The sequence below is a fragment of the Streptomyces sp. NBC_00996 genome, assembly GCF_045162675.1.
Taxonomy (GTDB): domain Bacteria; phylum Actinomycetota; class Actinomycetes; order Streptomycetales; family Streptomycetaceae; genus Streptomyces.
The window spans coordinates 4,810,014-4,824,455 of sequence record NZ_CP108723.1 but is presented as its reverse complement, the minus strand read 5'-3'; the positions used below and the strand labels follow the sequence as shown (position 1 = coordinate 4,824,455).

At 70.0% G+C, this 14,442-nt stretch carries 12 protein-coding genes; 8 read left to right on the top strand and 4 right to left on the bottom strand.

Going from position 1 to position 14,442, the window contains the following annotated elements; all coding sequences use genetic code 11:
• The first annotated feature begins 99 nt into the window (after window positions 1-99).
• The 3 genes from OG390_RS22635 to OG390_RS22625 are packed head-to-tail and all read left to right on the top strand — an operon-like array spanning window position 100 to window position 4,414.
• Window positions 100-1,218, top strand: coding sequence for an LLM class flavin-dependent oxidoreductase (locus tag OG390_RS22635; RefSeq protein WP_406170542.1), 1,119 nt, complete (start codon window positions 100-102; stop codon window positions 1,216-1,218).
• A gap of 14 nt (window positions 1,219-1,232) precedes the next feature.
• Complete coding sequence (locus tag OG390_RS22630; protein ID WP_406170540.1) at window positions 1,233-2,963, top strand: amidohydrolase family protein; 1,731 nt, start codon at window positions 1,233-1,235, stop codon at window positions 2,961-2,963.
• Window positions 2,960-4,414 carry an aldehyde dehydrogenase family protein gene (locus tag OG390_RS22625; RefSeq protein ID WP_406170538.1) on the top strand — a complete coding sequence of 485 codons (1,455 nt, stop codon included), beginning with the start codon at window positions 2,960-2,962 and terminating at the stop codon, window positions 4,412-4,414. Before OG390_RS22630 ends, OG390_RS22625 begins: the two co-directional genes overlap by 4 nt.
• A gap of 122 nt (window positions 4,415-4,536) precedes the next feature.
• Here OG390_RS22625 and OG390_RS22620 read toward each other — a convergent pair whose 3' ends face one another.
• On the bottom strand, window positions 4,537-4,932 hold the full coding sequence (locus OG390_RS22620) for a nitroreductase/quinone reductase family protein (RefSeq protein ID WP_406170536.1): 396 nt from the start codon (window positions 4,930-4,932) through the stop codon (window positions 4,537-4,539).
• A gap of 308 nt (window positions 4,933-5,240) precedes the next feature.
• Here OG390_RS22620 and OG390_RS22615 point away from each other — a divergent pair, with 308 nt between their 5' ends.
• From OG390_RS22615 to OG390_RS22605, 3 genes are all read left to right on the top strand, one after another.
• Window positions 5,241-6,452, top strand: coding sequence for an RNA-guided endonuclease InsQ/TnpB family protein (locus tag OG390_RS22615; protein ID WP_406170534.1), 1,212 nt, complete (start codon window positions 5,241-5,243; stop codon window positions 6,450-6,452).
• Between the two features lie 75 nt (window positions 6,453-6,527).
• The gene (locus tag OG390_RS22610) at window positions 6,528-6,830 is read left to right on the top strand and encodes a hypothetical protein (protein WP_406170533.1); all 303 of its coding nucleotides are present in this window, start codon (window positions 6,528-6,530) and stop codon (window positions 6,828-6,830) included.
• A gap of 44 nt (window positions 6,831-6,874) precedes the next feature.
• Window positions 6,875-7,591: a TetR/AcrR family transcriptional regulator gene (locus tag OG390_RS22605; protein ID WP_406170531.1), complete on the top strand. Its 717-nt coding sequence runs from the start codon at window positions 6,875-6,877 to the stop codon at window positions 7,589-7,591.
• A gap of 125 nt (window positions 7,592-7,716) precedes the next feature.
• Here OG390_RS22605 and OG390_RS22600 read toward each other — a convergent pair whose 3' ends face one another.
• Complete coding sequence (locus OG390_RS22600) at window positions 7,717-8,850, bottom strand: glutathione-independent formaldehyde dehydrogenase (RefSeq protein WP_406170529.1); 1,134 nt, start codon at window positions 8,848-8,850, stop codon at window positions 7,717-7,719.
• A gap of 171 nt (window positions 8,851-9,021) precedes the next feature.
• Between OG390_RS22600 and OG390_RS22595 the strand changes: the two genes are divergently transcribed.
• Entirely contained in the window at window positions 9,022-9,213 is a 192-nt protein-coding gene (locus tag OG390_RS22595) for a hypothetical protein (protein ID WP_048456904.1), read from the top strand.
• Between the two features lie 184 nt (window positions 9,214-9,397).
• On the opposite strand, the gene OG390_RS22590 is transcribed toward OG390_RS22595, so the two are convergent.
• Window positions 9,398-10,933, bottom strand: a complete 1,536-nt coding sequence (locus tag OG390_RS22590) for a CehA/McbA family metallohydrolase (RefSeq protein WP_406170527.1) — start codon at window positions 10,931-10,933, stop codon at window positions 9,398-9,400.
• Window positions 10,934-11,262: 329 nt separating this feature from the next.
• Between OG390_RS22590 and OG390_RS22585 the strand changes: the two genes are divergently transcribed.
• Window positions 11,263-13,848, top strand: a complete 2,586-nt coding sequence (locus tag OG390_RS22585; RefSeq protein WP_406170525.1) for a bifunctional FO biosynthesis protein CofGH — start codon at window positions 11,263-11,265, stop codon at window positions 13,846-13,848.
• Window positions 13,849-13,875: 27 nt separating this feature from the next.
• Here OG390_RS22585 and OG390_RS22580 read toward each other — a convergent pair whose 3' ends face one another.
• Complete coding sequence (locus OG390_RS22580; RefSeq protein WP_406170523.1) at window positions 13,876-14,379, bottom strand: DUF2165 domain-containing protein; 504 nt, start codon at window positions 14,377-14,379, stop codon at window positions 13,876-13,878.
• Window positions 14,380-14,442: the final 63 nt, after the last annotated feature.

Genomic DNA, 14,442 nt, shown 5'->3' with positions numbered 1-14,442 from the left:
GCTATTGACGGTGCTTGGGCGCGGTGCCACAGTCGGCGGCAGATGAATCTGACGGTACGTCAGATCGGGCTGATCCTAATTTGGGGACGGTGAACCTCCTTGGAATTCGGGCTCTTTGTACAGGGATACGTGGGCAAGCGGGCCGAGACCGATCCGCTCGCGGAGCACAAGGCGCTGATGGAGGAGACCGAGTACGTCATCCAGGCGGACAAGTCCGGCTTCAAGTACGCCTGGGCGTCGGAGCACCACTTCCTGGAGGAGTACTCGCACCTCTCGGCGAACGACGTCTACCTCGGCTATCTGGCGCACGCGACGGACCGTATCCACCTCGGCTCCGGGATCTTCAACCCGCTCGCCCAGGTCAACCACCCGGTGAAGGTCGCCGAGAAGGTCGCCATGCTCGACCATCTCTCCGAGAACCGCTTCGAGTTCGGCAGCGGCCGCGGCGCCGGCTCGCACGAGATCCTCGGCTTCCTCCCCGGCATCACCGACATGAACCACACCAAGGAGATCTGGGAAGAGACCATCGCCGAGTTCCCGAAGATGTGGCTCCAGGAGGAGTACGTCGGGTTCAAGGGCAAGCACTGGCAGCTCCCGCCGCGCAAGGTGCTGCCCAAGCCGTACGGTAAGTCGCACCCCGCCATGTGGTATGCCGCCGGGTCGCCGCCCTCGTACGCCATGGCCGCCCGCAAGGGCCTCGGGGTGCTCGGCTTCAGCGTGCAGAAGGTCTCCGACATGGAGTGGGTCCTCGAGCAGTACAAGACGGCGGTCGTGAACGCCGAGCCGATCGGGGACTTCGTCAACGACAACGTGATGGTGACGACGACCGCGATCTGCGCGCCGACGCACGAGGAGGCCATCCGGATCGCGGTCGGCGGCGGGCTGCACTACCTGCCCTCCCTCGTCTTCCGCTACCACGACACCTTCCCGCGCCCCGAGGGCTTCCCCGTGTGGCCCGAGACGCTCCCCGAGTACAACGAGGAGTTCGTCGAACTCCTCATCGAGGAGGAGCTGTTGATCTGCGGCGACCCGGACGAGGTGCTCACCCAGTGCAAGCGCTGGGAGCAGGCGGGCGCCGACCAGCTCTCCTTCGGACTGCCGGTCGGGGTGGCGCGCGAGGAGACGCTGCAGACGATCAGGCTGATCGGCGAGCACGTGATTCCGAAGATCGACACGGATCCGGTGCATCGGACCACCCGGTTCCGCCAGGCTGCTTAGGGGGTTCCACCGCGATGCTCGACCACCTGATCAAGGGCGCGACCGTCGTGGACGGGACGGGCGCGCCCGCGTACACCGCTGACGTGGGGATACGCGACGGCCGTATCGCCGTGATCGGTACGGTGACCGAGCCGTCCCGGAGCAGCGAGGATGCCGCCGGGCTCGTCCTCGCCCCCGGTTTCGTCGACCCGCACACGCACTACGACGCCCAGCTCTTCTGGGACCCGTACGCGACCCCGTCCCTGAATCACGGGGTCACCACGGTCGCGGGCGGCAACTGCGGCTTCACCCTCGCCCCGCTCAACCCCGCGAGGCCCGAGGACGCCGACTACACGCGCCGCATGATGTCCAAGGTCGAGGGCATGTCCCTGGTCGCTCTGGAGGAGGGCGCGCCCTGGAACTGGCGCACCTTCGGCGAGTACCTGGACGCGCTGGAGGGACGGATCGCCGTCAACGCGGGCTTCATGGTGGGGCACTGCGCGCTGCGGCGGTATGTGATGGGGCCGGACGCGGTGGGCGGGCAGCCCACCGAGGAGCAGTTGTCGCAGATGCTCGCCCTCTTCCACCAGGCGATGGACGCCGGAGCGTGGGGTCTGTCGACCACGCAGTCCTCCACGCACTCCGACGGCGACGGGAAACCGGTCGCCTCCCGGCACGCGAAACCCGCCGAGCTGCTGGCTCTGTCGAAGGCCGTGGGGGAGCACGAGGGCACCCAGATCGAGGCGATCGTGGCCGGCTGTCTCGACCGGTTCAGCGACGCCGAGATCGATCTGTTCGTGGAGATGAGCACGGCGGCGGGCCGCCCGCTCAACTGGAACGTCCTGACGATCGACGCCGCCGTCCCCGAGCGCGTCCCGAGGCAGCTGGAGGCGAGCGAGCGCGCCCGCAAGGCCGGCGGCCGCATCGTCGCGCTCACCATGCCGATCCTCACGCCGATGAACATGTCGCTCGGCACCTTCTGCGCGCTGAACCTGATCCCCGGCTGGGGGCCGGTCCTGGGGCTGCCCGTGCCCGAGCGGATCGCCCGGCTGCGTGATCCGGACGTACGGGCCGAGATGCTGCGGCGCGCGGACTCCAAGGAGGCGGGCGTCTTCCGGCGGCTCGCCGACTTCGGGCGGTACGTCATCGGGGACACGTACAGCGCGGCGAACGAAGGCCTGACCGGGCGGGTCGTGAACGACATCGCGGCCGAGCGAGGCCAGGAGCCGTTCGAGTGCCTGGTCGAGATCTGCGCCCGCGACGAGCTGCGTACGGTGCTGTGGCCGATGCCCACCGACAACGACTCCGACTCATGGGCGCTGCGCGCCGAGACCTGGCAGCACCAGGACGTCATGCTCGGCGGCTCCGACGCGGGTGCCCATCTGGACCGTATGTGCGGAGCCCCGTACACCACCCGTTTCATCGGGGACTGCCTGCGCGGGCGCAAGCTGGTGACGCTGGAGCGGGCCGTGCAGATGCTGACGGGCGATCCGGCGCGGCTGTTCGGGCTGCGCGAGCGCGGACGTATCGAGGTGGGGTGGCATGCGGACCTCGTGCTCTTCGACCCGGAACGCATCGACGCCGGGAAGGCCACCCTGGTGCACGACCTGCCGGGAGGCAGTCCGCGCCTCGACTCGAAGGCGATCGGGGTGAGCGCCGTGTGGGTCAACGGGGTCGAGGCGATACGGCGGGATGTGGTGACGGGGGCGGTACCCGGGAAGGTGCTGCGCTCAGGGCGGGACACGCGGACGGTGAGCACCGAGTGAGCGACGACGAGCAGCGGTTGTTCATCGGCGGGTCGTGGGTCGCGCCCGACCACGGGTACTACGAGGTGATCGACCCGGCGACCGAGGGTGTCGTCGGGCGGGCGCCGGAGGCCTCACGGGAGCAGGTGCACGCGGCCGCTGCCGCGGCCCGCGAGGCCTTCGAGGCGTGGTCGCGCACCTCCGCCGAGGAGCGCGCAGCCGTCCTCGGCCGGACGGCGGACATCATCCAGCGCAACGTCGTCCCCTACGCCGAACTCGCCCGGGCGGAGAGCGGCGCGACGACGGGGACGGCGCGCGGAATGCAGGTGGGAGTCGGGATGGCCCGCTTCCGGCGCTACGCGAAGGTGGAGCCCGTCGAGCAGCCGCTGCCGCCGCAGATCAACGAGGCCGGGCCCTTCGGCAGGGCGGCCGTGATGGGCGCGCTGGCCGTACGTCAGCCCGTCGGGGTCGTCACCTGCATCACCTCGTACAACAATCCCTGGGCGAACCCGGCCGGCAAGATCGCCCCTGCGCTGGCGATGGGCAACACCGTGGTGGTGAAGCCGGCCCCGCAGGACCCGCTGTCCGTGTACCGCATGGCGCAGGCGCTGGAGGCGGCGGGCGCGCCGCCGGGGGTGGTCAACGTGGTGAGCGGCTCGCGCCCGGAGGTGGGGGAGGCCGCGGTGGACTGTGGCGACGTGGACATGGTGAGCTTCACCGGGTCCACCGCCGTCGGGCAGCGGATCGCCGAGGTGTGCGGCCGGGGGATGAAACGGCAGCTGATGGAGCTGGGCGGCAAGGGCGCGGCGGTCGTCTTCGACGACGCCGACCTGGAGTCGGCGGTGTCGGGGATCGGCACGACGTTCTCGTTCTACAGCGGGCAGATCTGTACGGCGCCGACGCGGGTGCTGGTGCAGCAGGGCGTGCACGACCGCCTGGTGGAGCAACTCGCGGCGTACGCGGGGTACTTGAAGGTGGGCGACCCGCGGGAGCAGGGGACGGTGGTGGGCCCCGTCATCTCCTGCGCCCACCGGGACCGCGTCGAGTCGTATGTCGAGCTGGGCCGGAAGGAAGGGGCGCGGGTCGTCACGGGCGGCCGACGTCCCGCTCCCGAACGCGGCTTCTACGTCGCCCCCACCCTCCTCGCCGACTGCACCCCCGACATGCGGGTGGTCCGCGAGGAGATCTTCGGCCCGGTCGTCGTGGTCGTCCCCTTCGAGGACGAGGAGGAAGCCGTCGCCCTCGCGAACGACAGCGACTACGGCCTCATCGACTACGTCTGGTCCGGCGACGTCGCCCGCGCCTTCCGCGTCGCCCGTCGCCTCCGGGCCGGCGGGGTGGGCGTGAACACCGTCGGCCGCAACATGGAGGCCCCCTTCGGCGGCTTCAAGAAGAGCGGGGTGGGGAGGGACGTGGGGTCGTACGCGCTGCACGCGTACAGCGAGACGCAGGCGATCGTCTGGCCCGGTTGAGTACACCGTTTGCGCAGTTCCCCGCGCCCCTTTTCAGGGGCGCGGGGAACTGCGCAGTCTTTTTTTGGGGGGGCCTGCGGCGCAGCCCCCAGGGACGGGACGGGCGGAGGGGACGAAGAACCTCAGTCCGCCAAGTCGACCCGCACCGTCATCAGCCGACCCCCCACCGCCCGGACGGCCGCGCTGTTCAGCCGGGGCAGCGTCTTCAGCCGGGCCAGGGGGTCGTCGTCCGGCAGAAGGTGGGCCGTGCCGCTGTGCCAGCGCCCCCTGATGCGCACGCGCACCCGCGCGTCGGCGCGGATGTTGCGCACGTACTGGGACCTCTCCCCGTATTCGGAGACCAGCCAGAACGAGTCGCCGACACGACGGCCGCCCACCGGGGTACGGCGGGGCAGACCGGACGTCCGGCCCGTGGTCTCCAGCACGGTCTGCATCGGCAGACGGCGCAGCACCGGGTTGCCGACGCGCCGCTGGAACGGCGTGACGATCCGGTACTTGAGCTCGGCGTAGCGCGTCATGTGGGGGCCGCCTCTCCTGTCTCGTCGTCACTGAAATTACACGGGCCGCCGGGGCGGGCGTAGCGACGTTGCCGCCGAGGGGAGGGTGCGATGCGGAGCGTCGCCGTCACGGGTCTTTGGGCGCGGAGCGAGCGCACGGCCACCGGCGGAGCCGGTGGCACATGCGAACACCAGTACCCGTGATCACTGATCGGGGTGGTGCTTTCGTGATCGGGGCATGTGTGTGCGGTTCTCGTACCTATGGTCGTGTCGCAAGGCTCGGAGTGCCACGGTGGCACGGGTCAGGGAGCCGTGGGAGGGGGGCGGGCATGGCGGAGTCGCTGGCGGTTGCCGAGGCCGTGGAGGCGGGGCGGGCCCGTTTCACCTACCGGCTGCGGGTGTCGGCCACCGACGCTGCCGCGCTGCAGGCGGAGTGGGCCCGCTGCCGGTGGGTCTGGAACGAGTGCGTCGCCCGCTCCCGAAAAGCCCACCGGGATGGCGAGATGTGCGGACCGGCCCGCCTGGACCGCATGCTCACCGAAGCCCGGCAGGCCAACGCGTGGTTGCGGGAGGGTAGTTCAGTGCCCCAGCAGCAGATCATCCGAGACTTCGCCAAGTCCCGCACCAAGGCACTGAAGGACATCAAGGAGCGCCTGCCGCAGCGGCAGCGCGCCGGTATGCCCAGGTACAAGAAGAAGCGCGCGGCCGGTGTGACGCTGAACTACACTCGGCGCGGCTTCCGGCTCAAGGACGGGCGTCTGCATCTGGCGGGCGGCGTCACGGTCACGGTGGTGTGGTCGCGGGCCCTGCCCATCGCACCGTCCAGTGTGCGGGTCTACCGCGACAGCCTTGGCCACTGGTACGCCTCGTTCGTCGTTGCCGTAGAAGTCCGGCCGCTGCCCGGGACCGGCCGCGTGATCGGGATCGACTGGGGCGTGAGGGTGACCGCGACCACCACCAGCGACGCCCATGACCTGCCCCACGCCCAGCACGGCAAGAAGGCGCAGGCGCGGCTGTCGCGCTACGACCGGATGATGGCCCGCCGTAGACCCGCCAAGGGTCAGTGCGCCTCTAAGGGCTACCGGGAAGCACAGCGTTTGCGGGCCAAGGCGCACCAGAAGGTGGCCCGCCAGCGGCAGGACACCGGTCGAAAGTGGGCCAGGAAGGTTGTGACGGATCATGACGCGCTGGCGGTGGAGGACTTCCGGCCGAAGTTCCTGGCCAAAACGACCATGGCGCGCAAGGCGGCCGATGCCGCCATCGGCGCTACCAAGCAGGCCCTGATCGAGATGGGCCGCATGCACGGGCGGGACGTACACCTCGTGCATCCCGCGTACACCACCATGGACTGTGCCCGCTGCGGAGCGAGAACCAAGCACGCACTCCCGCTGTCCGAACGTACCTACACCTGCACCGTGTGCGCGGCAGTGTCCCCCCGGGACAAGAACTCCGCCCGCGTGATGCTCGTCCGGGCTGGTCTCCACCCGGCTGGTGTCGAGGGCGTAAGACTTTCCGGAGCGCCGCTCCGGAAAGCAGCCTGAGCCAGGAATCCCCTCCCTTCGGGCAGGGGAGGATTCAACTCCGGCACGAACCACTTCGCCACGGGCGGTCACCCCATGGAGCAGACCGTGATCCCGGCGTACCAGGAGCGCTACGCGGGCTTGATGGACCAGGTCGCCCAGCGCCTGGCCGCCCTCGCGCCCGCCGGCGCGGACGCGGCCCAGGTGGCCGACGCGATCGTCGAGGTCGTCGGCACTCCGCACGGAAAGCGGCCCTTCCGGGTCCACGTCGACCCCTCGAACGACGGTTCCGAGGAGGTCAGCCGGGTCGCGGACCGCATCCGGGCACAGTTCCTGACGAGGATCGGCCTGGAGGACCTCCTCGCCCCGCACGGGACGGCCGTGTGGCCAGCCGTGTGACCAGGCACATGACCAGCCGTACGACCTCGGATAGCGTCGCTCCCGTGAGTACGAAAGCGCGCATTCTCGAAGTGGCGGCCGCCCTGGTCGCGGAGTCCCCGAACGGGGACGTCTCGACCCGGGCGGTCTGCGAGGCCGCCGGGGTCGGTGCCCCGGCGCTCTACCGCCACTTCGGGGACAAGGAGGGTCTGCTGTCGGCGGTCGTCGACCACGGCTGGGACAAGTACCTGGCGACCAAGCGCGAACGCCGACCCGGTACGGACCCGGTGCAGGACCTGCGCGACGGCTGGGACTCCCACACCGAGTTCGCACTCCAGAACCCGAACCTCTACCGCCTCATGAACTCCCCGGCGATGCGTACGCCGCCGGCCGCGGCCCTGGAGTCCCACGAGATCCTCACCGCGGACCTTCGACGAGCCGCCGAACAGGGCATGTTGTGCCTCGCCCCGGAACTGGCCGCCCAGATCATCATGTCCGCCAACGTCGGCGTCGCCCTGATGCTGGTCTCCCGCCCCGCGACCTTCACCGACCCGACGGTCTCCCGCCGGGTACGGGACGCGGTCCATGCGGTGGTCTTCACCCCGGACGTGACGCAATCCCGTACGCCGTCCACGACCACCCCGGCCGAAACCGGCGTCCCGGCCACCGCGACCCGCCTGGGCGCCCTCCTCCGCCAGACCCCGAGCCCGGCCTTCACCGCGGCCGAGGGCTCCCTGCTCTCCGAGTGGCTGGACCGCCTCTCGAACACGCCGCCCGAGTAGGGCCGGGGTCCAGCGGTGGCCGTCGCGGCGGAGCACCGCATCGGCGGCCCACTGGACCGTCAGCCGCAGCCGGCTGCGGCGGGGACGCGATTCCCCGACGCAGCCGGCGGTTCCCGTCTACGGGGCTACGGGTGCAGCACCACCTTCGTGTAGCCCTCGATCCGCTTGTCGAACTTGTCGTACGCCGACGGCGCCTGATCCAGGGGCAGTTCGTGGGACACGACGAAGCTGGGCTTGGCCCTGCCCTCGATGATCATGTCGCGCAGGAACCGGTTGTAGCGCTTCACGTTGCACTGTCCCGTACCCAACCGCAGACCCTTCTCGAAGAGCTTGCCGATCGAGACGAGGAGCATGCCGTGCTTGGCCTGCTCGTCCGGGCCTCCGGGGTCGGACGGAACATAGAGGCCGGGTATGCCGAGCGCTCCGGTGGCCCGGACCGTACCGACGAGCGAGTTCAGAACGGTCGCCGGTTCCTCGCGGTCCGTGCCGTGCGCCGTCGCCTGGTAGCCCACGGCGTCCACGCCCTTGTCCGTGCCGATGCCCTCGGTCTGCTCCTTGATCTGCTCGACCGGGTCACCCTCGGCGAAGTTGATCGGAACCGCGCCTATCTCCTCGGCCTTCTGCAGCCGCTCGGGGACCCGGTCCACGACGAACACCTTCTTGGCGCCGCGCAGCAGAGCCGAGTAGGCGGCCATGAGCCCGACCGGCCCTCCGCCGTACACCGCGACGCTCTCGCCGGGACGGACGTCGGCGAGTTCGCAGCCGTGGTAGCCGGTGGGGAAGATGTCGGCGAGCAGTATGAAATCGCTCTCGTGCTCGGTTCCCTCCGGCAGCTTCAGACAGTTGAAGTCGGCGTAGGGAACGCGCAGATACTCCGCCTGGCCGCCCATCCAGGGCCCCATGGCGACATAGCCGTAAGCTCCGCCTGCGAAACCGGGATTGACGGTCAGGCAGAATCCGGTGAATCGCTCGACACAGTTGATACAGAACCCGCAGGCGACATTGAAGGGCATGACCACGCGGTCACCCTCCTTGAGCGTGGTGACGCCCTCGCCCAGGTCCTCGATGATTCCCATGTTCTCGTGACCGAATACGATGCCGGACTCGGCAGCCGTGCGGCCCTCGTACATGTGCAGATCAGAACCGCATATCGCGGTGGAGGTGACCCGTACGATCACATCGTTCGGGTGCTGGATGCTGGGCTTTTCAACCTCTTCGACCGCCACGGTGAACGGTTCCTTGTAAACGACGGCTTTCATTGCTGCCACCTCGGCTCGGCGATGCGTGTGATCCGGTTGCCGCCCCCCGCCCGCTTTCTCCGCGTGACCTATCTCTCATGATTCTCCGGCCTGCCTGATAGGACAACCCGGTAATCTCGGAATGAATATCTACCCCGGTGCCGTATCGGGAAATGGAGAGGCAGGGCGAAAATGTCAGCGCAACGACTGGGAACACTGCTCGTCGCCGTGCCCGGGCTCTCCGGAACCACCTACCCGCCGGGAACGACCGTGACCGTCCGCGGTCGAGGCGCGACTGTCGACGCCTTCGTCAACGGCGACTGGCTCCCGTTGTCGTGGTGGGAATTCTCCGACGGTCTCCGCGAGGACATCGCCGACCGCTGACTCCGCCTGTGCCGCCCATGGCTGCGCACCGGACGCCGGGCGACGTCACCCCCCGCCCGCGCCGGCGGATACCGGAGCCCTGAGCAACCGTCCACCTTCCGCAGCCGCTTGGCCGGCCCGGGTACCGCACCGGTTGACCCCGTGGCCCCTTCCGGACCGGCTCGGCTGCGGCTGCCCCTGAGTGCTACTCCTGCTCGCCGGGTGCCCCCAGGAAAATCGGATTCGTGAACGCCGCCAACGCCCCCGGCAGCGGCCCCACCGCCACCTCGTGACGCAGTTCCGCCCGTACGTACGCCGCGTACGCCGCCGTCGTCTGCCACTCGGCCGTGCCGGATCCGGAGACCGGCAGGGGCGCGCTGGTGAAGAGGACGCCCTGGTCGGTGACGAGACGGATGGTGCAGCGGGGGGCGCCGGCGGCCTCCAGGCGGATGGTGACCGGGGTGTCCTTGTCCACGCGGAGGCGTTCACCGATGCCCGCGTGTTCGCCCTTGGGGCCGGATGCCGTGAAGGTGAGGGAGACCAGCTTCGACTCGGCCACGTAGGAGCGGCCGGTGCGGATGCCGGCCTGGATGGCCTCGCGGGTCAGGTCGTCGGCCAGGACGACCGTCTGGGGGGTGCCGATCGGGTCGGGGTAGCGGTGGGCGTCGCTGTTGCCCATCGCCGGGATCCAGTCGTGGCCGGAGCGTACGGCGGCGACCAGCGTGTTGTCCCACTCGGCCAGGGACACCTCGTCGTCGGGGGTGAACGGGCCGTTCCACACCTCGACCGCGTCCGCCTCCCCGAAGCCGAACTTCCAGCCGCAGCCGATGCAGGTGGCGTGCGGATGGGCGGGGACGACCAGGCCTCCGGCGCGGTGGATCTGGCGCGCGTACTTGCCGAAGCGGTTGTCGCGGGCCCGGTAACGCCAGTCGACGAAGGTGCCCGGGTCCGTGCCGAGGGCCAGTACGTGGCCGTTCCTCGTCGTCACCTCCTCGCCGAGCATGATCAGGAGGTCGTCACCCGCCTGGTCCGCCCAATGCGGGTGCGAGGAGTGGGTGTTGTGCTCGGACGTGTTGATGAAGTCCAGCCCTGCCGCGCGGGCCAGCGCCGCGATCTCGGCGGGGGTGCGGCGGCCGTCCGAGTACCAGGAGTGCAGATGGCAGTCGCCGCGGTACCAGTCGCGGCCGCGGCCCTTCGCCCGCGAGGGCGGGTACGTCGGCTGCGCGACGACGCCGGGCTCCCCGTACGTGAGGGTGATCGTGACCTCGTACGGCAGTCCCTGCGGTGCCACCGTGTACGGGCCCAGCGCGATGTGCCAGGTGCCGGGGCGAAGGGGGCCGGGGATGTAGCCGGGGGTCGCGTCGTCGCCGCGGAGGAAGAATTCGGTGCGCGCCCCGCCCGACCAGCCGCGGAAGCCCCGGCCGCCCAACTCGGTGCCGCGCTCGTCGAAGATGCCGATGTCGAGGGCATTGCCCATGGTGCCGGCGGGCACGGACGGCTTCTCGTAGGTGTAGGAGACCTTGATCTCCCGGACGCCGTGCGGGACTTCGACCGGGAGGTACACGAAGTCCGGCGATCCGATGGGAAGGGTGCCGCGTACCGTCTTCGTCTCTTGGTTGCTTGCCGCTTCGGCTGCGGGGCCGTTGGAGAAGCTCACGCTTCCCAACGTAAGCGCGGCGGCGGCACCCGTCACGAACAGGGCGCGTCTGGCCATCCCGTTTCCGTGGTCGTCCTCGCACATGCTGCTGCTCCTAGGTGTTGAGCGTGACAGTGACATGACATAGTCGGGGGAGGGTGTGACACGTACAACCCTGGTATTCGGCCGTGAACGCCGGTGCACGGGAAGGGTATCGGCGGCTTGCGCGGAACTGGCGGCTTGCACGGGACAGGCGGCTGCGGCTTGCGCTGAACCGGTGGCTGCCGCTTGTGCGGAGGCCCGACTGCTGTCCCCCCGCGACGCCCTGCCGGACCCGCTCGGCCGGTACCAGTGCCACCCTGTAACGATCCGCCGCGCGCGAGGAATACGCCCAGGCCTGCAACGCCTGATCAACGCGATCGTATGCTCGAAGGATGACGACTTCCGCGACTCCCGGGACCGGGCCGACGGCGAACTCCATGCGACGCGCGCTCAAGCGTGCGCGGGACGGCGTCGCGCTCGACGTCACCGAGGCGGCGGTGCTGTTGCAGGCGCGCGGAGCGGACCTCGACGACCTGACCGCGTCCGCCGCCCGGGTGCGGGACGCGGGGCTCGAGGCGGCGGGCCGCCCCGGCGTCATCACGTACTCGAAGAGCGTCTTCATCCCGCTGACCCGGCTGTGCCGGGACAAATGCCACTACTGCACCTTCGTCACCGTGCCCGGCAAACTGCGCCGGGCGGGCCACGGAATGTTCATGTCCCCCGACGAGGTCCTCGACGTGGCACGCCGAGGCGCCGAACTGGGCTGCAAGGAAGCCCTGATCACGCTGGGCGACAAGCCGGAGGACCGCTGGCCCGAGGCCCGCGAGTGGCTGGATGCGCACGGGTACGACGACACGATCGCGTACGTACGGGCCATTTCGATCCGCATTCTGGAGGAGACCGGGCTGCTTCCGCACCTCAACCCCGGGGTGATGTCGTGGACCGACTTCCAGCGGCTCAAGCCCGTCGCGCCGAGCATGGGCATGATGCTGGAGAACACGGCCACCCGGCTGTGGTCCGAGCCTGGCGGGCCGCACTACGGCTCGCCCGACAAGGAACCGGCGGTGCGGCTGCGCGTGCTGGAGGACGCGGGCCGGTCCTCCGTCCCGTTCACCAGCGGCCTGCTGATCGGGATCGGCGAGACGTACGAGGAGCGCGCCGAGTCCCTCTTCGCGCTCCGCCGCGTGTCGCGGTCGTACCACGGCATCCAGGAACTCATCATCCAGAACTTCCGCGCCAAGCCGGACACCGCGATGCGCGGCATGCCGGACGCGGAGCTGGACGAGCTGGTGGCCACGGTCGCGGTGGCGCGGCACATCATGGGCCCGGCGGCGTGCCTGCAGGCGCCGCCGAATCTCGTCGACAGTGAGTACGGGCGGCTGATCGGCGCGGGGATCGACGACTGGGGCGGGGTCTCGCCGCTGACCATCGACCATGTGAACCCGGAGCGGCCCTGGCCGCAGATCGAACTGCTCACCTCGGAGTCGGCCGCCGCGGGCTTCGCACTGCGCGAACGGCTCTGCGTCTACCCCGAGTTCGTGCAGCGCGGCGAGCCCTGGCTGGACCCGCGGCTGCTGCCGCACGTGCGCGCGCTGGCCGATCCGCAGACGGGCCTCGCCCGCGAGGACGCGGTGGTCGAGGGACAGCCGTGGCAGGAGCCGGAAGAGGCCTTCACCTCCTCCGGACGCATCGACCTGCATGTGTCGATCGACACCGAGGGCCGCACCGGCGACCGCCGGGACGACTTCGACGTCGTCTACGGCGACTGGGAGGCGCTCCGCGAGGCCGCGGCGCCCGGGATGGCGCCCTCCCGTATCGACACCGACGTGCGCGCGGCGCTCGCGACGGCCGCCGACGACCCGACGCGGCTCACCGACGACGAGGCGCTCGCGCTGCTGCACGCCGACGGCCCGGCGCTCGACGCGCTCTGCCGGATCGCGGACGACGTCCGCAAGTCGGCGGTCGGCGACGACGTCACGTACATCGTCACGCGGAACATCAACTTCACGAACGTCTGCTACACCGGCTGCCGTTTCTGCGCCTTCGCCCAGCGCCGCACGGACGCGGACGCCTACACGCTCTCGCTGGAGCAGGTGGCGGACCGTGCCGCCCAGGCCTGGGACGTCGGCGCGGTCGAGGTCTGCATGCAGGGCGGCATCCACCCCGACCTGCCCGGCACGGCCTACTTCGACATCGCCAAGGCGGTGAAGGAGCGCGTCCCCGGCATGCACGTGCACGCCTTCTCCCCGATGGAGGTGGTGAACGGCGCGACCCGCACCGGCCTGTCGATCCGCGAGTGGCTGACCGCCGCGAAGGAGGCCGGCCTGGACACGATCCCCGGCACGGCGGCGGAGATCCTCGACGACGAGGTGCGCTGGGTCCTGACGAAGGGCAAACTGCCCGCGGCCACGTGGATCGAGGTCGTCACGACCGCCCACGAACTGGGCATCCGTTCCTCCTCCACCATGATGTACGGCCATGTGGACCAGCCCCGCCACTGGCTCGGCCACTTCCGCACGCTCTCCCGCATCCAGCAGCGGACCGGCGGCTTCACCGAGTTCGTGACCCTCCCCTTCATCCACACCAACGCACCGGTCTACCTGGCCGGCATCGCCCGCCCCGGCCCGACGACCCGCGACAACCGCGCGGTGGTGGCGATGGCCCGCCTCCTCCTGCACCCGCACATCCCCAACATCCAGACCAGCTGGGTGAAGCTGGGCACCGAGGGCGCGGCAGAGATGCTCCGCTCGGGCGCGAACGACCTGGGCGGCACCCTCATGGAGGAGACCATCTCCCGGATGGCGGGCTCGTCGTACGGCTCCTACAAGTCGGTCAAGGACCTGATCGCGGTGGCCGAGACGGCGGGGCGCCCGGCGAAGCCGCGGACGACGCTGTACGGCGAGGTGCCCGAGGAGCGGCAGCGGGCGGCCGCCGCCTCCGACGGTCATCTGCCGGAGTTGTTGCCGGTGCTCGAGTAACGGACGGCGGCGCGACGGCGGCCGTGGTCAAGCGGCCGAGCCGGTCTGTCCGAACGGCAGGTGGACGACCAGCAGCACGACCCCGCTCAGCAGGAACACCCGGGTCGCCGCCTCCAGCCCGTTCCAGTCCTTCGACTGCCACATCGCGAACCACTCGCCGCCGATCGCTATGAACCCGGCACCGAACAGCAGCATGAGCATCAGCAGGCCGTAGGTGGAGATCCGGCGGGCGCGGGGGTGGTCGCTACGGGCCCAGAGCCAGGTCCCGTAGATGAGGACGAGGGCGGCGATGGTCTCCCAGACGATGATGGCGATGTACGCCGCGTCCTGAAGGCTCTTGCTGGTGACGGCTCGCCACATCAGGTCGTCGTCCTCGAAGGTCGTGTCCATCGCGAGGACATGCCGCACGAACTGCTGGTTGGTGCCGAAGTCCGTGATGTTCCCGAAGGCTACGAGAGCGATGTAGAGGGCGACGGTGCCGGTGAGGAGGGTGGCGGTGAGGGGGAGGGCGCGTGAGGTGGGGGTGGCCATGCCGGTCTCTTTCCCCGCGCTGTCCGGTACAGCCCGCGCACATTCGGCCAGAATGAAGACACG

Coding starts and splice junctions, on each gene's coding strand:
- OG390_RS22620 (WP_406170536.1), bottom strand. CDS start 4,932: ATGACGCGCTACGCCGAGCTCAAGTACCGGATCGTCACGCCGTTCCAG.
- OG390_RS22590 (WP_406170527.1), bottom strand. CDS start 10,933: ATGTGCGAGGACGACCACGGAAACGGGATGGCCAGACGCGCCCTGTTC.
- OG390_RS22580 (WP_406170523.1), bottom strand. CDS start 14,379: ATGGCCACCCCCACCTCACGCGCCCTCCCCCTCACCGCCACCCTCCTC.
- OG390_RS22615 (WP_406170534.1), top strand. CDS start 5,241: ATGGCGGAGTCGCTGGCGGTTGCCGAGGCCGTGGAGGCGGGGCGGGCC.
- OG390_RS22630 (WP_406170540.1), top strand. CDS start 1,233: ATGCTCGACCACCTGATCAAGGGCGCGACCGTCGTGGACGGGACGGGC.
- OG390_RS22610 (WP_406170533.1), top strand. CDS start 6,528: ATGGAGCAGACCGTGATCCCGGCGTACCAGGAGCGCTACGCGGGCTTG.
- OG390_RS22585 (WP_406170525.1), top strand. CDS start 11,263: ATGACGACTTCCGCGACTCCCGGGACCGGGCCGACGGCGAACTCCATG.
- OG390_RS22600 (WP_406170529.1), bottom strand. CDS start 8,850: ATGAAAGCCGTCGTTTACAAGGAACCGTTCACCGTGGCGGTCGAAGAG.
- OG390_RS22595 (WP_048456904.1), top strand. CDS start 9,022: ATGTCAGCGCAACGACTGGGAACACTGCTCGTCGCCGTGCCCGGGCTC.